This window comes from Pseudomonas izuensis (assembly GCF_009861505.1).
GTDB classification, from domain to species: Bacteria; Pseudomonadota; Gammaproteobacteria; order Pseudomonadales; family Pseudomonadaceae; genus Aquipseudomonas; species Aquipseudomonas izuensis.
This window is the reverse complement of the sequence record NZ_WTFT01000004.1, coordinates 455,226-474,565: the sequence shown is the minus strand read 5'-3', so window position 1 is coordinate 474,565 and position 19,340 is coordinate 455,226. Positions and strand designations below refer to the sequence as shown.

20 protein-coding genes are annotated in these 19,340 nt (G+C 60.5%); 17 read left to right on the top strand and 3 right to left on the bottom strand.

Annotated features, from left to right (window positions below; all coding sequences use genetic code 11):
- Positions 1–15 precede the first annotated feature (15 nt).
- The 8 genes from GPL81_RS05155 to GPL81_RS05120 all read left to right on the top strand — a co-directional run bounded on the left by GPL81_RS05155 (position 16) and on the right by GPL81_RS05120 (position 7,952).
- Positions 16–684 carry an SGNH/GDSL hydrolase family protein gene (locus GPL81_RS05155; RefSeq protein WP_096514011.1) on the top strand — a complete coding sequence of 223 codons (669 nt, stop codon included), beginning with the start codon at positions 16–18 and terminating at the stop codon, positions 682–684.
- Positions 684–1,352: an alginate O-acetyltransferase AlgF gene (locus GPL81_RS05150; protein ID WP_160105496.1), complete on the top strand. Its 669-nt coding sequence runs from the start codon at positions 684–686 to the stop codon at positions 1,350–1,352. The genes GPL81_RS05155 and GPL81_RS05150 overlap by 1 nt, the downstream gene beginning before the upstream one ends.
- Positions 1,353–1,370: 18 nt before the next feature.
- Positions 1,371–2,786 (top strand): MBOAT family O-acyltransferase, encoded by a 1,416-nt coding sequence (locus GPL81_RS05145; RefSeq protein ID WP_160105494.1) that lies wholly within the window; start codon positions 1,371–1,373, stop codon positions 2,784–2,786.
- 11 nt (positions 2,787–2,797) lie between these two features.
- A complete protein-coding gene (locus GPL81_RS05140) occupies positions 2,798–3,940 on the top strand; it encodes an alginate O-acetyltransferase AlgX-related protein (RefSeq protein WP_160105492.1) in 1,143 nt (380 codons plus the stop codon).
- Between the two features lie 326 nt (positions 3,941–4,266).
- Positions 4,267–5,154, top strand: a complete 888-nt coding sequence (locus GPL81_RS05135; RefSeq protein WP_160105490.1) for a TauD/TfdA dioxygenase family protein — start codon at positions 4,267–4,269, stop codon at positions 5,152–5,154.
- A gap of 18 nt (positions 5,155–5,172) precedes the next feature.
- Complete coding sequence (locus GPL81_RS05130; RefSeq protein ID WP_160105488.1) at positions 5,173–6,198, top strand: ABC transporter substrate-binding protein; 1,026 nt, start codon at positions 5,173–5,175, stop codon at positions 6,196–6,198.
- A 5-nt stretch (positions 6,199–6,203) separates the two neighbouring features.
- A complete protein-coding gene (locus GPL81_RS05125; RefSeq protein ID WP_160105486.1) occupies positions 6,204–7,064 on the top strand; it encodes an ABC transporter ATP-binding protein in 861 nt (286 codons plus the stop codon).
- Positions 7,065–7,085: 21 nt separating this feature from the next.
- Positions 7,086–7,952: an ABC transporter permease gene (locus GPL81_RS05120; protein ID WP_096514005.1), complete on the top strand. Its 867-nt coding sequence runs from the start codon at positions 7,086–7,088 to the stop codon at positions 7,950–7,952.
- A gap of 34 nt (positions 7,953–7,986) precedes the next feature.
- Here GPL81_RS05120 and GPL81_RS05115 read toward each other — a convergent pair whose 3' ends face one another.
- Positions 7,987–8,733: an RHS repeat-associated core domain-containing protein gene (locus GPL81_RS05115; protein ID WP_160105484.1), complete on the bottom strand. Its 747-nt coding sequence runs from the start codon at positions 8,731–8,733 to the stop codon at positions 7,987–7,989.
- Positions 8,734–9,023: 290 nt separating this feature from the next.
- Between GPL81_RS05115 and GPL81_RS05110 the strand changes: the two genes are divergently transcribed.
- The 5 genes from GPL81_RS05110 (at position 9,024) to GPL81_RS05090 (ending at position 16,122) form a co-directional block, all read left to right on the top strand.
- Positions 9,024–9,941: a LysR family transcriptional regulator gene (locus GPL81_RS05110; RefSeq protein WP_160105482.1), complete on the top strand. Its 918-nt coding sequence runs from the start codon at positions 9,024–9,026 to the stop codon at positions 9,939–9,941.
- A 298-nt stretch (positions 9,942–10,239) separates the two neighbouring features.
- Positions 10,240–11,772: an MFS transporter gene (locus GPL81_RS05105; RefSeq protein WP_160105480.1), complete on the top strand. Its 1,533-nt coding sequence runs from the start codon at positions 10,240–10,242 to the stop codon at positions 11,770–11,772.
- 26 nt (positions 11,773–11,798) lie between these two features.
- Positions 11,799–12,866: an HlyD family secretion protein gene (locus GPL81_RS05100; protein WP_160105478.1), complete on the top strand. Its 1,068-nt coding sequence runs from the start codon at positions 11,799–11,801 to the stop codon at positions 12,864–12,866.
- Entirely contained in the window at positions 12,863–14,431 is a 1,569-nt protein-coding gene (locus tag GPL81_RS05095; RefSeq protein ID WP_160105476.1) for an efflux transporter outer membrane subunit, read from the top strand. The genes GPL81_RS05100 and GPL81_RS05095 overlap by 4 nt, the downstream gene beginning before the upstream one ends.
- Positions 14,432–14,538: 107 nt before the next feature.
- Complete coding sequence (locus GPL81_RS05090; protein WP_160105474.1) at positions 14,539–16,122, top strand: glycosyltransferase family 39 protein; 1,584 nt, start codon at positions 14,539–14,541, stop codon at positions 16,120–16,122.
- Between the two features lie 100 nt (positions 16,123–16,222).
- Here the strand turns inward: GPL81_RS05090 and GPL81_RS05085 are convergent, their stop codons facing one another.
- Positions 16,223–16,981: a slipin family protein gene (locus GPL81_RS05085; RefSeq protein ID WP_096513998.1), complete on the bottom strand. Its 759-nt coding sequence runs from the start codon at positions 16,979–16,981 to the stop codon at positions 16,223–16,225.
- A gap of 2 nt (positions 16,982–16,983) precedes the next feature.
- On the bottom strand, positions 16,984–17,517 hold the full coding sequence (locus GPL81_RS05080) for an NfeD family protein (RefSeq protein WP_160105472.1): 534 nt from the start codon (positions 17,515–17,517) through the stop codon (positions 16,984–16,986).
- A 195-nt stretch (positions 17,518–17,712) separates the two neighbouring features.
- Between GPL81_RS05080 and GPL81_RS05075 the strand changes: the two genes are divergently transcribed.
- The 4 genes from GPL81_RS05075 to GPL81_RS05060 all read left to right on the top strand — a co-directional run bounded on the left by GPL81_RS05075 (position 17,713) and on the right by GPL81_RS05060 (position 19,149).
- Positions 17,713–18,174 carry an aminoacyl-tRNA deacylase gene (locus GPL81_RS05075; RefSeq protein ID WP_160105470.1) on the top strand — a complete coding sequence of 154 codons (462 nt, stop codon included), beginning with the start codon at positions 17,713–17,715 and terminating at the stop codon, positions 18,172–18,174.
- Between the two features lie 131 nt (positions 18,175–18,305).
- On the top strand, positions 18,306–18,551 hold the full coding sequence (locus GPL81_RS05070) for a DUF2789 domain-containing protein (RefSeq protein WP_160105468.1): 246 nt from the start codon (positions 18,306–18,308) through the stop codon (positions 18,549–18,551).
- 81 nt (positions 18,552–18,632) lie between these two features.
- Complete coding sequence (locus tag GPL81_RS05065; RefSeq protein WP_160105467.1) at positions 18,633–18,878, top strand: type II toxin-antitoxin system Phd/YefM family antitoxin; 246 nt, start codon at positions 18,633–18,635, stop codon at positions 18,876–18,878.
- A complete protein-coding gene (locus tag GPL81_RS05060) occupies positions 18,868–19,149 on the top strand; it encodes a type II toxin-antitoxin system RelE family toxin (protein WP_160105465.1) in 282 nt (93 codons plus the stop codon). Before GPL81_RS05065 ends, GPL81_RS05060 begins: the two co-directional genes overlap by 11 nt.
- Positions 19,150–19,340: the final 191 nt, after the last annotated feature.

Here is a 19,340-nt window from a genome sequence, read left to right as displayed (position 1 = left end):
TTTCCGGAGACTTCAATGCCTTCTTCCGTTCTTGCCGGTATGACCCTTCTGGTTCTTGGCGAAAGCCACATGAGCCTGGCGGACCACTTGATGGAGCCGCTGCAAGCCAACCTGACCCAGCAAGGCGCGATCGTGCACTCGATCGGCGCGTGCGGCGCCAGTGCCGGCGACTGGCTGATCACCAAGAATGTCGATTGCGGCGCCGAGCAAAAAGGCAACGGCAAGATTGTCATCAAGGGGCGCGAAGCGACGACCACGCCGATCAAGGACCTGATTGCCGCCGACAAGCCGGACCTGGTGGTGCTGGTGATCGGCGACACCATGGCCTCCTATGACAAACCGGTGTTCCCGAAAGCCTGGGCCTGGCAGAACGTGACCGCCCTGGCCAAGGAAATCACCGCCAATGGCGCCAAATGCGCCTGGGTCGGTCCTGCCTGGGGCAAGGAAGGCGGCATGTACAAGAAGAACGACGCGCGTACCAAGTTGATGTCGGCGTTCCTGGCGAGCAACGTGGCGCCTTGCACCTACATCGATTCGTTGAGCTTCTCCAAACCGGGCGAGTGGGTCACGACTGACGGTCAGCATTTCACCGTGGCCGGTTATAAATCCTGGGCGACTGCCATCGGTGGCGCGCTGGCCAAACTGCCGGCCGACGCGGTCAGCAACAAGGGAGCCAAGCAGTGATGCGCGCACTCTCTGCTGTGTGTGCCGTGGCGGCGCTTTGCTCCAGCGCCAATGCCCTGGCTGCCGAATTTGCCTTGTACCCCACCGGCCCCAGCGAAGACGCAGCCTTCATCCGCTTCGTCAACGCCAGCACCGCGCCGCTGGACGTCATCGCCCAGGCCGGGCAACCGCCGATGCGCCTGGAAGCGGCGCAACCGGTCTCGTTGTTTTTTCCGGTGCAGTCGAGCAGTGCGGTCAAGGGCACCCTGGTCAGTGGCGCACAAAAACTGGCCATGGACCTGAAAATCGAGCCCGGTGAATTCGCCACGGTGGTCGCACTGCCCGACGGTGCGGGCATCAAGCAAGTTGCCGTGCGCGAGCAGCCTGACGACTTCAACGGCCTGAAGGCTTCATTGGCGTTCTTCAACGTCGATGCCGCGTGTGTCGAGGCGAGCCTGCGTCCTGCAGGGCGAACCGCCGATCTGTTCAAGGCGGTGCCCGTCGACAGCTTGCAACGCCGGTCGATCAACCCGGTCACCCTGTCGGTGCAACTGGTGTGCGCGAACGCCAATGTCGGTGCCCCGCTGGACTTGGGCGAACTCAAGGCGGGCGAGCGTTACAGCGTGCTGCTGGTGCCTTCGGCCAGCGGTCCGCGACTTCTGAACGCCACGGACACGCTGTCCCACTGATCGGATTCTGTCTCCACCATGGTCTTCGCCTCACTCGAGTTCCTGACGCTTTTTCTGCCTGCGTTTCTACTGGCATATGCCCTGGGCAAACCGGCCTGGCGCAACGTCATCCTGCTGATCGGCAGCTGGCTGTTCTACGGTTGGTTGAGCCCGCTGTTCCTGAGCCTGCACGTGGTGTTGACCATCGTTGCCTGGGTCGGCGGGCTGCTGGTGGACCGCGCCCGCGAGGGGTCGAAAGGGCGGGTGAGGTTGCTGATTGCATTGATCGTGTTCAACACGGCGGTGCTGTGCTGGTACAAGTACGCCAACATTCTTGCCGGCACCTGGAACGAGCTGATCACCTACTACGGCGCCATGCCGTTGGAGTGGCAGCGAGTGGCGTTGCCGGCGGGGCTGTCGTTCATCGTCTTGCAGGCGATTTCCTACCTGGTGGACGTGCATCGTCATACGGTGCCGGTGGAGCGCAGCTTCATCAATTACGCGACCTACATTTCGATGTTCGGTCACTCGATTGCAGGCCCCATCATTCGTTATGACTGGGTGCGTCGCGAGCTGACCCAGCGCTATTTCAGCTGGCAGAATTTTTCTCTGGGCGCGCGCCGTTTCATGATCGGCATGTGCATGAAGGTGCTGGTGGCGGACACTTTGTCGCCTTTGGTGGACGTCGCGTTCCATCTGGAAAACCCGTCCTTCGTCGACGCCTGGATCGGTTGCCTGGCCTACTCGCTGCAATTGTTTTTCGACTTTGCCGGCTACAGCGCCATGGCCATCGGCCTGGGCCTCATGCTGGGCTTCCATTTCCCGGAAAACTTCAACCGGCCGTATCTGGCCAGCAGCATCCAGGACTTCTGGCGACGCTGGCATTTGTCGTTGTCCAGTTGGCTGCGCGACTACCTGTACATCGCCCTCGGTGGCAACCGCAACGGCGCGTGGAAGACCTACCGCAACCTGTTCCTGACCATGGCCATCGCCGGTCTGTGGCATGGCGGAGACAGCTGGAATTACCTGTTGTGGGGCTCGGCCCACGGCATTGCCTTGTGCATCGACCGGCTGTGGTCGCGCTCCAGCCTGCCAGGTATCCCGCCACTGTTGTCGCACACCCTGACGCTGCTGTTTGTGTTCCTCGCCTGGACGCTGTTCCGTGCCCCGGATTTCCATACCGCGCTGACGATGTACGCCGGCCAGTTTGGCTTGCATGATTTGGCCTTGGGCGATGCCCTGGCGGTGACCTTGCGTCCGGCCCATGGCCTGGCAGCCCTGCTCGGCGTGGTGTGCGTCGTCGCGCCGTTGCTGCACAGCCGTTTTGAGCAACGGTTCAGCGGCTACGGGTTCTATGCACCGATGGCGGCCCTGTGGCCGGTGGCGGGTTTTCTGCTTTCGTTCGCGTTGATCGCGAGCCGTGAAGCGGTGCCCTTCCTGTACTTCCAGTTCTGATGGCCGCGCCCATGTCCTCTTCCTCTCATGTACCGGTCCCACCGAGTGAATTCAATGCCCGTATCAGCAAGGTGGCGGGTGTTGTGTTTGTCGCGTTCCTGGCGGTCGGCTTTGCGTCCTGCGCCTGGCTGTTGCTCAGCGGCAAGGTCGAGATGCTGCCACCCAAGCTGACCGTCGATGACGTGCTGCATGGCGAGGTGACTCACAAGATCGCCAAGCAATTGTCCAAGGGCGCGGTGCCCGAGCAGGCGGCGAACCTGGAGCGCGGCGGCAGTTGGCTGGCGCTGCACGATACCGGTCCACGGGTGCGCTCCGGCTGCCCGGGCTGGCTGTACCTGACCGATGAGATGCGCATCAACCGTCACGCCCAGGCCAATGCCGAAATCAAGGCGGGTGTGGTGCGTGACGTCCGCCAACGTCTGGCCAAACGCGGCATCACGCTGCTGGTGGCGGTGGTGCCGGACAAAAGTCGTATCGCCAGTTCGCAATTGTGCGACCTGCGTCGCCCTGTGCAGTTACAGGCGCGTGCGGTGGCTTGGGTCGATGGCCTGAACAAGGCTGGCGTCGCGGCGATTGATCTGGCACCGACCCTGCAACCGCTGGGCGCCGAGGCGTACCTGCGCACCGATACCCACTGGAGCGAAACCGGTTCTGCGGCGGCCGCCAAGGCGGTAGCCAGACAAGTGCAAGCCATGGGCATCAGCGCTACGCCGCACAAAGACTTCGACGTGAAGGTGCAAGACCCGGCACGCCGTCCTGGTGATCTGGTGCGCCTGGCTGGTCTTGAATGGCTGCCTGTGACCTGGCAACCGACGCCGGAAACCGTGGCCGCCACGCAGATCAACGAGAAAGCCGCCGAGGCGCAAAGTGGCGGCGATAACCTCGACGACCTGTTTGGCGACGACAACTTGCCCAACGTGGCGTTGATCGGCACTTCGTTTTCGCGCAACTCCAACTTCGCCGGTTTCCTGCAACAGGCACTGGGTGCACCGATCGGCAATTTCGCCAAGGACGGTGGCGAGTTCTCCGGTGGCGCCAATGGCTACTTCAACAACCCGGCGTTCAAGCAGACGCCGCCCAAACTGATCATCTGGGAAATCCCCGAGCGGGATTTGCAGACGCCTTACGGGGAAGTGATTGACTGGGGCAAGTAGGTTTCGCTAGATGGGTTGAGGCTTATGGCCTCATCGCTGGCAAGCCAGCTCCCACAGCGGCCTGTGTTGAACACACTATTGTGGGCTGACATAGAACCCTGTGGGAGCTGGCTTGCCAGCGAAGGCGGCCTCAAAATCACCTCATCTCAAATGCCATATGGTTATTCTCTAACGGTATTTAAATTACAGTTCTTATATCTATAAAGTCATATCCCTGCGTACCTGCCGACCAATCGGCGCGCCGCACGACACTAACCAACACGGGACCTCCGTGAGTTTTTGATCGACGCGCGCGCCCTTGAGCGTGCCGTGCGTAGGAGTGATTTATGCCAGCCGTTTCAGCATCGCCAGCCATCGCGCCACAATTCTTTGAAATCCGCCCGTTCAGCGGTGCGGTGGGCGCCGAAATCATCGGCCTCGATTTGACCCGCCCGATCAATGATCAAGACTTCGCCCGCATTCACCGTGCACACCTGGATCATCACGTGGTGGTGTTCCGCGACCAGCGCATTACCCCTGAGCAGCAAATCGATTTCAGCCGCCGTTTCGGTGTATTGCAGATCCACGTGCTCAAGCAATTCCTGCTGGTCGGGCACCCGGAAATCCTCATCGTTTCCAACATCGTCGAGAACGGCCAGAACATCGGCCTGGGCGATGCCGGCAAGTTCTGGCATTCCGATCTCTCCTACAAGGAACTGCCGAGCCTGGGCTCGATGTTGCATGCCCAGGAGCTGCCATCGGAGGGTGGCGACACCTTGTTCGCCGACATGCACAAGGCCTGGGACAGCCTGCCCGAGGCGCTGCGCAAGGCGGTCGAGGGTCGCTCGGCGGCGCACTCCTATACGGCGCGTTACAGCGAAACCAAATTCGAAGGCAACTGGCGTCCGACCCTGACCCCGGAGCAGCTCGCCCAAGTGGCTGAAGTGGTGCACCCGGTGGTGCGGACTCACCCGGAAAACGGGCGCAAGGCGTTGTTCGTCAGCGAGGGGTTCACTACCCGTATCGTTGGCCTGCCGGCCGACGAGAGCCAGCAGTTGCTGACCGAGCTCTACGCCCACAGCGTGTTGCCGCAAAACATCTACCGCCATCAATGGCAACCCCACGACCTGGTGTTCTGGGACAACCGTTCGCTGATCCACCTCGCTGCCGGATGCCCCAGCCATCTGCGCCGCAAGCTGTATCGCACCACCATCCAGGGCGACGCGCCTTTCTGAATTGTCGGAGTTTTGAACATGTCCAAACGTCTTCCCTTTGCACCACTGGCCGCCGCCATCGGCCTGGGTTTGAGCCTGATTGCCGGCAGCCTGGTGGCGCCGACCGTAGCCCACGCCGAAGGTGAAATCCGCATCGCCGAACAGTTCGGCATCGTTTATCTGCTGCTCAATGTGGTGCGCGATCAGAACCTGATCGAGAAGTACGGCAAGCAGGAAGGCATCGACATCAAGGTCGACTGGACCCAGCTCTCCGGCGGGGCGGCGGTCAATGATGCGTTGCTCTCCGGCTCCATCGATATTGCTGGCGCCGGTGTCGGCCCGCTGCTGACCATCTGGGATCGCACCCACGGCAAGCAGAACGTCAAGGCCGTGGCGTCCCTGGGCAACTTCCCGTACTACCTGGTGAGCAACAATCCCAAGGTCAAGACCATTGCCGACTTCACCGATAAGGACCGCATCGCGGTGCCGGCGGTGGGCGTGTCGGTGCAGTCGCGCTTCCTGCAATACGCCGCCGCCAGGCAGTGGGGCGACAAGGAGTTCAACCGCCTCGACAAGTACACCATCGCCGTTCCGCACCCCGACGCCACGGCGGCGCTGATCGCTGGCGGCACCGAGCTGACCGGGCACTTCTCCAATCCGCCGTTCCAGGATCAGGCGCTGGAAAACAAGAACGTGCACGTGGTGCTGAACACCTATGACCTGCTCGGGCCGAACTCGCCGACCGTGCTGTTCGCCACCGAGAAATTCCGCGACGAAAACCCGAAAACCTACAAGGCCTTCATCGAAGCCCTGACCGAAGCGGCGCAGTTTGCGCAGAACGACAAAGGCGCGGCGGCGGACACTTACATCCGCGTGACCAAGGCCAAAATCGACCGCGCAGCATTGCTGAAAATCATCGACAACCCGCAGTTCGAATTCAGCGTCACGCCGAAAAATACCTACCCGCTGGCCGAGTTCCTCTACCGCGTCGGCGCGATCAAAAACAAACCAGATTCGTGGAAGGATTACTTCTTCCAGGACGCCAAACCGCTGCAAGGGAGCTGATTTTTATGAACGCCCCTTTGCAAGGCCACACGGTCAGCAAATCGATCGCGGCAGCCCAAGCGCTGCTGTCGGTCGATAACGTCAGCCTGGAATACCGTACGCCGCAGCGGGTGGTGCGGGCGACCCATCAAGTCAGTTTCGAGATCGATCCGGCGGATCGCTTTGTCCTGCTCGGCCCATCCGGTTGCGGCAAATCCACGTTGCTCAAAGCCGCTGCCGGGTTCATCCAGCCGGTCGAGGGCGAGATCCGTTTGCAGGGTCAACGCGTCGATGCGCCGGGGCCGGACCGGATCGTGGTGTTCCAGGAGTTCGATCAACTGCCGCCGTGGAAAACCGTGAAGCAGAACGTGATGTTTCCGCTGCTGGCCTCAGGAACCCTGAAGAAAAAAGAAGCCGAAGAACGAGCCCTGCACTACCTGGAGAAAGTCGGTCTGGTAGCGTTTGCCGATGCCTATCCGCACACCTTGTCCGGCGGCATGAAGGCACGGGTTGCCATTGCCCGTGCATTGGCGATGCAGCCGAAAATCCTCCTGATGGACGAACCCTTCGCCGCCCTCGACGCACTGACCCGACGAAAGATGCAGGAGGAATTGCTGTTGCTGTGGGAAGAGGTGCGCTTCACCCTGCTGTTCGTTACGCACTCCATCGAAGAAGCACTGGTGGTGGGCAATCGCATCCTGTTGTTGTCGCCGCATCCGGGGCGGGTGCGGGCGGAAGTCCACAGCCATCAATACGATTTGCACAGCCTCGGCGGCGTGGCGTTCCAGGAATCGGCGCGGCGTATCCACCGGTTGCTGTTCGACGAAGGCCAGTCGCCGGAAACCGGGCGCGAACTGGATTTCACCGACATCCGCATCGCTTATTGAGCCAGTTCAGAGGAGGGCCCGATGAGCCATCTATCATCCCCGCGTGAAGAATTCGAAACCGTACTGCAGCCACTGACCAGCGTGCCGCTGGAACGCGAACTGCCCCTCGGCCAGAGACTGTGGCAGCAAGGGTGGCTGCGCAAAAGCCTGATCCTGATTCTGCTCGCTGTGCTGTGGGAAGCCGTCGCCCGTTATCAGAACAACGACCTGCTGCTGCCCAGCTTCGTGCAAACCGCTCACGCGCTATACGACGGCCTGCTCAGCGGCGAACTGCTGGGTAAGGTGTGGATTTCCCTGGTGGTGTTGCTCAAGGGTTACCTGATCGGCATCGTCCTGGCATTCGGCCTGACCACCCTGGCGGTATCCACCCAGTTCGGTCGCGACCTGCTGAGTACCCTGACCTCGATGTTCAACCCGCTGCCGGCGATTGCCCTGCTGCCGTTGGCGTTGCTGTGGTTCGGCCTGGGGCAGAACAGCCTGATTTTCGTGCTGGTGCACTCGGTGCTCTGGGCGCTGGCGCTGAACACCTACGCCGGCTTCCTCGGCGTCTCCGAAACCCTGCGCATGGCGGGGCGCAACTATGGCCTCAAGGGCATGCGTTTCGTACTGTTCATCCTGATCCCGGCTGCACTGCCCTCGATCCTCGCCGGGCTGAAAATTGGTTGGGCGTTTGCCTGGCGCACGTTGATTGCGGCTGAACTGGTGTTTGGTGCGACCAGTGGCAAGGGCGGGTTAGGGTGGTACATCTTTCAGAATCGTAATGAGCTGTACACCGACAAGGTGTTTGCCGGGTTGGCGGTGGTGATACTGATTGGGCTGCTGGTGGAGAATCTGGTGTTTGATTCGCTGGAGCGGGTGACGGTGAAGCGGTGGGGGATGCAGCGGTGAGGGTGGCCTCACCGCGCTATTTTTTGGACGGTGATTAACTTCCTTTTCGAAGGGCAGTGACGCTCGTAGTTGGCCCCGTTGTGCCTGTAATCCGAGGACCACTTCCAGTTCTGGACACAAATGGAGTTTGCTGAGCCCTGACTGAATTGGGTCCTCTATATGGGTTGGGCTGGTTAACGACGCGATGTGCGGGTGGTGTTTGTACAAATCGGCGAGGTGGAGGTCCAGGAAAAGGTTCAGCGCCGAGAAGAGCATTGCTCAGTGCCTTTTTTGAACTACCTAAAACATCAGCGACCTGAGATGCACTTCGGCTGATGGTGCTTGCTGTGTTGCTGACAGCGCTGGTGGCAAAAGTGGATGCCTTACTGACGACTGCCCGCAGCCCGCCAGAGAGTTTGCCGAGCCCCCACGAAAAAAATCCGAAATAGTGTCCCGACGGATCCGAATTCATCACCGGCTCCCCGCCGCAATACGCATACGCATTTTCCCCGCCCTTATCAAACGGACTGAAACTGTCCGGGCTGTGAAAGCGCATCAAGCGCGGGTTGTAGGCGCGGTAGCCGTTGCCCAGCAAGTACCATTCGGGATTCACCTCGTTCAGTTCACCGTTGAAGCCTAACCACGTCATGACTTCAACCTGCGCCGATTGCTGGCCGTAGGGTGAATACGCAATGCGATTAGGATTACCCGCGTCGATTTCGGCGAGTACCGAGTTTTTGAGATCCGTCGCCAGCAGTACCGTGCGTTGCCGAGTCGGATTCTGTTGATTGGGTTGAGTCATACCGAAAACCTTTGCGAGAGGATCAAGGCGAGTGTCTGGTTTAGTTTTACGCGCGACGGACAAAGTTGAGAACTAGCAGAACTGATAGTGGCGGCGGTGACAGTGCGGACGCCTTCGCGAGCAGGCTCGCTCCTACAGGGGGAGGTGTTTTACACAAAATCTGCATCTACTGGAGATCCATTGTAGGAGCGAGCCTGCTCGCGATGAGGCCGGAACTGCCAGCGCATCCTTTGGAGGATGTTTGCTAGCATTGCGCCTGAATCAATCCTGATCGCTAACGAGTGCTCGCCATGCAACTCCCGGACATGAACCTGCTGATCGCCCTCGACGCGCTGCTCGACGAAGGCAGCGTCGTGGGCGCCGCGCGGCGGATGAATCTCAGCCCGGCGGCCATGAGCCGTACCCTGACGCGTATCCGCGAAGCCATCGGCGATCCGATCCTGGTTCGTGCCGGCCGTGGTCTGGTGCCGACCCCCAAGGCGCTGGAGTTGCGCGAGCAGGTGCGGGATCTGGTGGAGCAGGCCGCGCAGTTGTTCCACTCGGCCCGAGTCGTGGACCTGGGCAGTTTGCGACGACGGTTCAGTATCCGGGCCAACGATTTCTTCATCGGCGTCTACGGCGGCAAGTTGTCCGATGCCATGGAGCGTCAGGCGCCGCATTGTGAATTGCGCTTCGTCCCGGAAGGCGATGGCGATGACGAGGCCTTGCGTGAAGGCCGCATCGATCTGAATGTCAGCAACACTCGACCGCCGATGCCGGAAGTGAAAGTGCAGAACCTGTTTTCCACCCAGTTTGTCGGCCTGGTGCGTGAAGATCATCCGTTGCTCGATGAAGAAATCACCGCGGAACGTTTTGCCGGGTTCTCTCATATCAGCATGTCCCGCAGAGGGATCGCTCGTGGGCCGATCGATACAGCGCTCAACGCCCTGGGGCTGGAGCGGCGGGTGGCGGTGATTGCGCCGAGTTTTCATGCGGCGATGTTCGCCTTGCCCGACTCCGATCTGATTCTGCCGGTGCCCAGGGAAACGCTGCTGAGCGTACGTCGCCTGGGGCTGAAGTTGCGCTCGTTCACTCTGCCGATCCCCTTGCCAACCATCGTGCTGAGTCAGGCCTGGCATCCGCGCTTTGACAATGACCCCGCCCACCGCTGGCTGCGCGAAACCGTGAAAAGCTGTTGCGACGAGACGTGGCTGGCGGCCCAACCCTGAGACCTGTAGGCGCCGGTTTGCTGGCGATGGCGGCACATCAGTTGGCAAAAATGGCGCCTGACACACCGCTATCGCCAGCAAGCCGGCTCCTGCAGGTTCATACCTATGGATGGTGGTTTGCCTGATACGACGGTGTTAGTTTTCCCCCTCGTTTCTGCGCAAGACAGGCCTCTGTTCTCGCCCATTTTCATCGTTCGATTGCTGCGTCCGGCGCACTTATAAATTGCCGATAAGTCAGTTTTCGTCAGTGATGCGCCTTCGTAGACTGCCACCTCAATTATTTCGGAGTTGTGAACCGATGACCTCCCTGACGGCCTCGGTGCCTCTGGCCGCGCCCGCGCCGGCCGCCGCGCCAATGGCTTTTGGTCCGCGGATCATCATTGGCCTGGTGGGTGTGCTGCTGGCGGTGCTGGTTTCGGGCCTGAACGAGACAGTGACCAAGGTTGCCCTGGCCGATATTCGCGGTGCTTTGGCCATTGGCTACGACGAAGGCACCTGGCTGGTCGCCAGCTACACCGCGACCTCGGTGGCCGCTATGGCCTTCGCGCCTTGGTGTGCGGTGACCTTCTCTTTGCGCCGCTTCACCCTGTGCGCCATCAGCGCGTTCACCCTGTTGGGGGTGTTGTGTCCGCTGGCGCCGAACTATGAAAGCCTGTTGGTGCTGCGTACCTTGCAAGGCCTGGCCGGCGGCGCACTGCCACCGATGCTGATGACCGTTGCCCTGCGTTTTCTGCCGGCCAATGTGAAGCTCTACGGCCTGGCCGGTTACACCCTGACCGCCACCTTCGGTCCGGGGCTGGGCACGCCGCTGGCGGGGTTGTGGACCGAGTACGTCGGCTGGCAATGGACGTTCTGGCAAGTCGTCGCGCCCTGCCTGATCGCCATGGTGGCGGTGGCCTATGGCATTCCCCAGGACCCACTGCGGCTGGAGCGTTTCAAGCAGTTCAACTGGCGTGGTTTGCTGCTGGGGTTTCCCGCGATCTGCATGCTGGTGGTCGGCATCCTGCAGGGCAATCGGCTGGACTGGTTCGAGTCGAGCCTGGTCAGCGGCTTGCTGGCGGGCGGCGCGTTGTTGCTGGTGCTGTTTCTGATCAACGAATGGTCGCAGCCCATCCCGTTTTTCAAGATGCAGATGCTCGGCATCCGCAACCTGTCGTTCGCGTTGCTGACCCTGGCCGGGGTGCTGGTGGTGCTGTCGGCGGTGATCATCATTCCATCCGGTTACCTGGCGCAGATCCAGGGTTATCGCCCGGTGCAAACCGCGCCGATCACCTTGCTGTCGGCGCTGCCGCAGTTGATCGCGCTGCCGCTGGTGGCGGCGTTGTGCAACCTGAGGTGGGTGGATTGTCGCTGGGTGCTGGGGACCGGCCTGAGCATGCTCGCCGTGTCCTGCCTCACTGGATCGCAGCTGACCTCGGCGTGGATTCGCGATGATTTCTATGGGCTGCAACTGCTGCAGATTTTCGGCCAGCCCATGGCGGTACTGCCACTGCTGATGCTGGCGACCGGCAGCATCAACCCGATGGACGGACCGTTCGCGTCGTCCTGGTTCAACACCGTGAAAGGCCTGGCGTCGGTGATTGCCACCGGCGTGCTGGAAACCTTGACCACCGCGCGGCTGCACTTTCACTCGACGATGTTGGTGGATCGCCTCGGCAACTCACCCTTGGTCGATGCAGGCAGCCCCGGCCTTGCCCATCGGCTGCATGAGCAGGCGGTGGTGCTGACCTCTGCCGATCTTTACCTGTGCATGGCCGGCATCGCTGTAGCGCTGATCCTGCTGATTTTCTGGCTGCCGACGCGGATCTATCCGCCGCGCGCACCGACCTGAATGCTCCACTGAAACAGAAGGTTTTTATGACGACTCAATCGAAGCAAAAAGTGGCCGTGGGCGTTGCCGTCGTGATCGCGGTGGGCGTGCTGATTTATCTGCTGGCGCCCGGACTGTTCGGCCAGCGCACGCAACAGAGCACCAATGATGCCTATGTTTCGGCGGACTACACGCTGGTGGTGCCGCGCGTGGCCGGGTTCATCAAGCAAGTGCTGGTTGAAGACAACCAACAGGTCAAGGCCGGCCAGTTGCTGGCGCTGATCGACGACCGCGATCTGCGCGCCGCCGCTGAAGCGGCCGCCGCCGAAGCGCTGGTGGCCCAGGCGCAACTGCAAAATGCCCGGGCGACCCTCGAACGTCAGGCATCAGTGATCGCCCAGGCGCAGGCGACCGTGGTGTCGGCCAAGGCTGAAATGGCCTTCGCCGAACATGAACTCAATCGCTACGATCATCTCGCTGGGGTGGGCGCCGGCACCGTGCAGAACGCGCAACAGGCGCGCACGCGCATTGATCAGGCCAGCGCCCGATTGACCAATGTCACGGCGGTGCTGGCGGCAGAACGCAAGCAGGTGGACATCCTCACGGCCCAGCGCGATGGGGCGGAAGGTGGCTTGAAACGGGCGCAGGCGAAGCTGGAAATTGCCAGCTATGAACTGTCCTATACACGCATCGTCGCGCCGCAGGACGGCATGGTCGGCGAGCGTGCGGTGCGGGTTGGCGCCTATGTCACGCCGGGCAGCAAGCTGCTGGCGGTGGTGCCATTGGCGCAGGCCTATGTAGTGGCCAATTTTCAGGAAACCCAGTTGACCCATGTGCAGCCGGGGCAAGACGTGCAAGTCCGCGTCGACACCTTTGGCGGTGCTGCGCTGAACGGGCGCGTCGAGAGCATCGCACCGGCCACCGGCGTGACCTTCGCCTCGGTCAAGCCGGACAACGCGACCGGTAACTTCACCAAAGTCGTGCAGCGGATTCCGGTGAAGATTGTGCTGGAGCCGGGGCAACCCTTGGCCGAGCGGTTGCGGGTGGGGATGTCGGTGGAGGCGAGGATTGATACCTCAGGTGCCGTCACTGAACATGAGGTTGCGCAGCGATGAGAAATTTCGTTGCATGCACCGACGCCATCGCGGGCAAGCCCGCTCCCACAAGGTTCGGTGGTGATCACAAAATTTGCATTCACCGCAGATCCCTGTGGGAGCGGGCTTGCCCGCGAATAGGCCGGCTGCCTCAACTGACCTTTTGTACCTTACTGGTCATTGGACTTTCAGCTTGCACAGTAGGCCCGGACTTCCAGAAACCCGAAGCCCGACAAGTCACCGAATGGTCGAAACCCTCAAAAGCTGTCGCCAGCCAAGCCACCGACGAGACCCTGAACGAGCGCTGGTGGGAAGTGTTCAACGATCCGAAGCTCTCGGCCCTGAGCCAGCGGGCCCTGACCGACAACCTCGACCTGAAGCTCGCCAGCAGCCGTTTGCAGCAAAGCCGCGCCGTGCGCCAAGTGGTCACCGCCGACCGCTACCCGACGACGGCCGCCACCGGCAGTTATGCCCGTGAACGCAACAGCGCAGAAGGCTTGATGGACCCCTCGGGACATAACGGAAAATCCGCATTCAACCTCTGGGATGCCGGCTTCTCTGCGTCCTGGGAGCTGGATTTCTGGGGCCGGGTGCGCCGTGAAACCGAAGCGGCCGACGCCACGCTGGAAGTTGCGGAAAACGACCGTCGTGGCGTGCTGTTATCAGTTCTGGCCGAAACCGCCCAGGACTACATTCAACTGCGCGGTGTGCAAAACACCCGAGCCGTCACCGAACAGAACCTTGAGGTCGCTCGCCACAGTTTGAAGTTGTCGCAACTGCGCCTGGCCGACGGTGTCGCGACCGACCTGGATGTCGCCGAAGCCGCCGCGCAAGTCGCCGCCATCGAATCGCGCCTGCCGGCGCTGGAGCAGCGCCAGGCACAACTGATCAACGCCTTGAGCCTGCTGATGGGCGAACCGCCCCAAGCGCTGACGGCCGAGTTATCCACCGACGCGCCGGTGCCACAAACGCCGCGTCAGGTCGCTATTGGCTTGCCGTCGCAACTGGCCGAGCGCCGCCCGGACATTCGCCAGGCCGAGGCCCGTCTGCATGCCGCGACAGCCAGCATCGGCGTAGCCAAGGGGGATTTCTATCCACGCATTACGTTGTCCGGCAATGTCGGTTCGCAAGCCATGCAGTTGGGTGATTTCGGTTCGTGGGGTTCGCGTGCGTTCGGCATCGGCCCGCAATTCACCCTGCCATTGTTCGACGGCGGGCGCTTGCGCGGTGTGTTGAACCTGCGCGAAGCCCAGCAACAGGAAGCGGCTATCGCCTACCAGCAAACCGTGTTGCGTGCCTGGCATGAAATCGATGACCAACTGAGCGCCTACAACGCCAGTCAACTGCGCCGTGACAGCCTCGCCGAAGCGGTGCGCCAGAACCGGATCGCCCTGCAAACCGCCCAACGGCAATATGTCGAGGGCGTGGTGGATTTCGTCAATGTGCTCACCGTACAAGGCGCGTTGTTGGCAACCCAGGAGCAATGGGTCGAGAGTTCGACCGGTGTGTCGCTGGCAGCGGTCGGGTTGTACAAGGCGCTGGGCGGCGGATGGCAGTCGGTATATCCGCTGTCGGCGCAACGCTGAGCCGGCACTGCTCACTTCATCGGATCGCTGGCCTGGGCATCGACGTTGCAATGGGCGGTAGCCTAGAGTGAGCAACATGTTTCGTCATTGCAGGTGAATAAGTGGTCATGGGGGTGGACATCAAAGAGCCGTTGGTCAGACGCCAGCAATCTCGTGCGGACCAGGGATTGCCTGGCAAAAAGGAGTGGTCACAGGCCTGGGTCGGCGGGCTGATTGTCCTGGCGGTGGCCGCCCTGACCCGTTTTTATGACCTGACCGCTGCGGCCATCTGGGGCGATGAGGGCTCGAGCCTGTTGATGAGTCGCTATGACCTGACCGGCATTTGGGTGCATGCCGCTCATGACGTGCACCCGCCGTTGTATTTCATGCTGCTTCATGGCTGGATCGAATGGTTTGGCGACGGCATTTTTTCGATACGCAGCTTGAGTGCATTGCCGGGTATTGCCGCGGTCATGCTGGGCATGTGGCTGGTCCGATTAATGGCCGGTACTCGTGCGGCGTTGCTGGCCGGGCTGATGCTGGCGCTTTTGCCCACAGCCGTGCGTTATAGCCAGGAAGTGCGGATGTACTCGTGGCTGGGCGTGTGGTTGCTCGGCGCCACGATTGCGCTGGTGTATTGGGTCAAACAACCCCGCCACACGCAGGCGCTGGTGATGTATGCGTTGCTGATGACCGCCGGCTTTTACACTCACTATTTCACCGCGTTGTGCGTGCTTGTCCATTGGACGTATTTGCTGGTGCTGCGCTTGCAGCCGGTTCATCCCCTGAAACTCATCGACCGCCCGGCGTGGTGGCTGGCGAATGTCGCTATCGTGATGCTGTTTGCCCCCTGGATTCCCGGCCTGATCGATCTGATCCAGCACATGGACCAGCTCAAGGCCAACGGTGATGTGGGTTGGGAGCTGCCGGTCACGCTCAGTTCACTGCCATCGATGGTGTGGGATTTTCTGATTCAGGACGATGGGGATAACCTGCCCTGGCTGCTGTTCAGCGCAGTGCCGATACTATTGCTGGCGGTGATCCTGATGACGGTCTTTCGTGATCGCAGTCGCTATCGCTGGAGTGTCGTGCTGGCGCTCTACACCCTGTTGCCGCTGCTGCTGGTCTACGGGGTCTCGTTTATTTCGCCGGTGTTCATCGAGCGCTATCTGAACGCCTATGCGCTGGGCCTGCCATTGATCATGGCGCTGGCTATCGATCGCTTGCTCCATGGTTTTCGCATATGGGCGTTTGGGTTGTTGGCACTGTTTGTCGGCGCCGAGCTGGTCGGGCTGAAGACCAATGCCACGGTCGATGTGAATGACCAGACCAGCGTGATGGTCGAGTTCGTCAACCAGCATTACGTGGCCGGTGACCGGATCGTCATCAGTGACATGCTCTGGTGGATGCCTTATGTCTATTACAACCGCACCGATGCGCTTCCGCTGCTCTATACCCCACCCCTGGCCAACGGTCGTTCCAGTCGCCCGAATGATTACGGTTTCGGCACTTTGGTCAATGGCGACGCGCATAGGATCTATCTCGATCACCTCAGCCAATTGCCCCGGGGAACAGGTCGCGTCTGGTTGATCAGCACGGCCGACCAGCCGGACGAATTCGCTCCGCTGCCCAATGGCTGGCAAAAAATCAGCGAGACCGAGGCGGGCAATAACCGGGCGCGGTTGTTCGTGATGGGCTCAGAGTCGCATTGATTGTGGGAGTGAGCCTGCTCGCGATGAGGCCTTCACATTCAACATCAATGTTGACTGTCAGGCCGCCATCGCGAGCAGGCTCGCTCCTACAGGGTGGTGATCATGTTTTCGGCGACAGATCCGCCATGCCCTTGAGCAATTCGATCGGCAACGGAAAAACGATGGTCGAACTCTTGTCGCCGGCAATCGAACTCAGCGTCTGCATATAGCGCAGCTGCATGGCGCCGGGTTGGCGGCCAAGCATTTCGGCGGCTTGCATGAGTTTTTCCGACGCCTGCAATTCACCTTCGGCGTGGATCACCTTGGCCCGGCGTTCGCGCTCCGCTTCGGCCTGTTTGGCGATGGCGCGGATCATCGATTCGTTGAGGTCCACGTGCTTGATCTCAACGTTGGCCACCTTGATGCCCCAGGCATCGGTCTGGGCGTCGAGCACTTGCTGGATGTCGATGTTCAGCCGTTCGCGCTCGGCCAGCAGTTCGTCGAGTTCGTGTTTACCGAGCACCGCTCGCAAAGTGGTTTGCGCCAATTGGCTGGTGGCCATCAGAAAGTCTTCGACCTGAATGATTGCCTTCTGCGGATCGAGCACGCGGAAGTACAGCACGGCGTTGACCTTGACCGAGACGTTGTCGCGGGTGATCACATCCTGCGCCGGCACGTCGAGGACCACGGTGCGCAGATCGACGCGGACCATTTGCTGGATAACCGGAATCAACAGGATCAGGCCCGGGCCCTTGACCTGCCAGAAGCGTCCGAGCTGGAACACCACCCCGCGCTCGTACTCGCGCAGGATGCGAAAAGTCGCTCCTGCCAAGGCGATCAGCAACAACAGGAGCGCGACAAAACCCAGCTGCAAACCCATGGCTATTCTCCAACCGATACCGCGTCAGTCGCGGCCACTTCCAGCATTAATCCCTTGCGTGCCACCACCCGGACCCGCTGCCCGATCTGCAATGGCTTGGTGCTCGACACTTGCCAGCGCTCGCCCTGTAAATGCACCCAGCCGTGACAGGTATCGCCGGCCTGTAGCGACAACACCGGCGTCACGCTGCCCAACAGGCCGGCATCGCCGCTGACGGTATGGCGCGGTCGGGTTTTCAGGGCGCGGATCAGCAGGAAGATCAGCAGCAGTGCGCTGATCAGCCCAAGGCCGATCATCAACGGCACGGGCATCTGGGCATTGGTCAGGATCACCGCGCCGATCACGAACATCACGATCCCGCCCAGGCCAATCACACCGTAATTGGGCAGGGCCGCCTCGGCGATCAGAAACGCGATGCCGAAGGTGATCAGCCACATCCCGATGGGGTCGGGAGGCGGCAGCCCGACAGTGTCCGCGGCGAAGGCGCAGCTGCTCAACGCCAGCAGCCATGCAATGGCACAACAACGCGTATTCACATGACCCTCCAGGAGAGTCGCTGGTGGTTCTGTATACAGTTTAGTTGACGCGCCGGTTGTCTGGATTTTGCTCGAACGTCGACTCTCCGATGGGCGGATTTCCCTCCGGATTGCCCCGGCGGGCCTAGACTTTCACTACGTACAAAAATGTTAATCATCGTCCGCCAGGCGTTAATGCGGACTCCGAGGTGCATCATGCGTATGGCTAGAACCGTGCAGAGAAGCCTGGAAAAGGCTCAATGCGACTATGACATCGTCACCCATCCCCATTCGGCCAGCAGCCTCGAAACGGCGCGGGTCGCGGGCATTCCCGCCGAACGGGTGGCCAAATCGGTCATCCTCGACGACCACCACGGGCACTACCTGATGGCCGTGCTGCCCGCCAGCCGTCACCTGGACCTGAGCAAAGTCCGTAGCAGTGGTCAATGGCAGATCTCCCGGGAAAGCAACCTGCCGCACCTGTTTGATGATTGCGAACGTGGCGCGGTGCCCGCCCTTGGCGAAGCCTATGGACTGGAGGTGGTCATCGACCCCCTGCTGACCCGTCAGAAAGACATCTATCTGGAAGCCGGCAACCACATCAACCTGCTGCATATGAACATGCCGGACTTCCTGAAAATGGTGCCCCATGCGGAGGTGCGGGAACTGAGTGATTAGATTTGTGGCGTCTTCACTGCCGTCATCGCGAGCAAGCTTTGCTCCTACAGGGGCACGCGTCACCTGTAGGAGCAAAGCTTGCTCGCGATTGACCGCGCAGCGGTCTTTTTATTGATTAACAGGAGCCCGACATGGAAAACCCAACCCACAGCCTCCCATCCCTGTTCAAACAACTCGGCCTGCCTGACGACGCCGAAAACATCGACAAATTCATCGCCACCCACTCACCGCTAAAACCCGAATTGCATCTGGCGGACGCCTTTTTCTGGAGCCCGTGCCAGGCGGAACTGTTGCGCAATGAAATTCTCGATGATGCCGATTGGGCGGAGGTGGTGGATCAGCTGGATGTGCTGTTGAGAAAGGGGCGGGGGGTGTGAAAATCCGATAGAAAGCAAATTTCAAATTTGTCGGGGAGGTAAAAATAGACCACTATTACGACCTCATTTGAGGTCTTTATTATGCAAAGTGTTCTGGCCGACATGGCTGTTAGTGTTTCCGAGTTAAAGAAAAACCCGACGGCCGTTTTAAATGGTGCCCACGGCGGCCCCGTCGCGGTTCTGAATCACAATCGGGTCATGGGGTACATGGTCCCGGCGGATGTCTTTGAGGCGATGATGGAGCGCCTCGATGATCTTGCGTTGGCGGATATCGTTCGTTCTCGTCGTCATGAAACGCCGATCCCGGTAACCCTGGATGACCTATAAACTCGAATTCCTGCCGTCCGCACGCAAGGAGTGGGACAAACTGGGGCATACGTTGCGTGAGCAATTCAAAAAGAAACTGGCTGAACGACTTGAGCTGCCTCGAATCCAATCCGACGCACTACATGGCCTGCCTGATTGCTACAAAATCAAGCTGAAGTCCTCGGGATACCGTCTGGTCTATGAGGTTATTGACGAGAGGGTGGTCGTTTCTGTGGTTGCGGTCGGAAAGCGCGAATGTAGTGAAGTCTACGAGCGGGCCAAGAAACGCTGAAGGTCTACAGATTCCTAATTCTGTCGGTGGGTACTTATGCATGGTTTGATACCCAGGGCTGAAAAACCTTCAAACACCATAGCGACCCTTGGCGTGCGTTTGTTCATGGCTGCCAATTTGTTTCAAAACTTGACGGTAAATCCCTTCCAGTGCCATATTGATAGTTAGCAAACTAACAGTGTGTGTTTTCC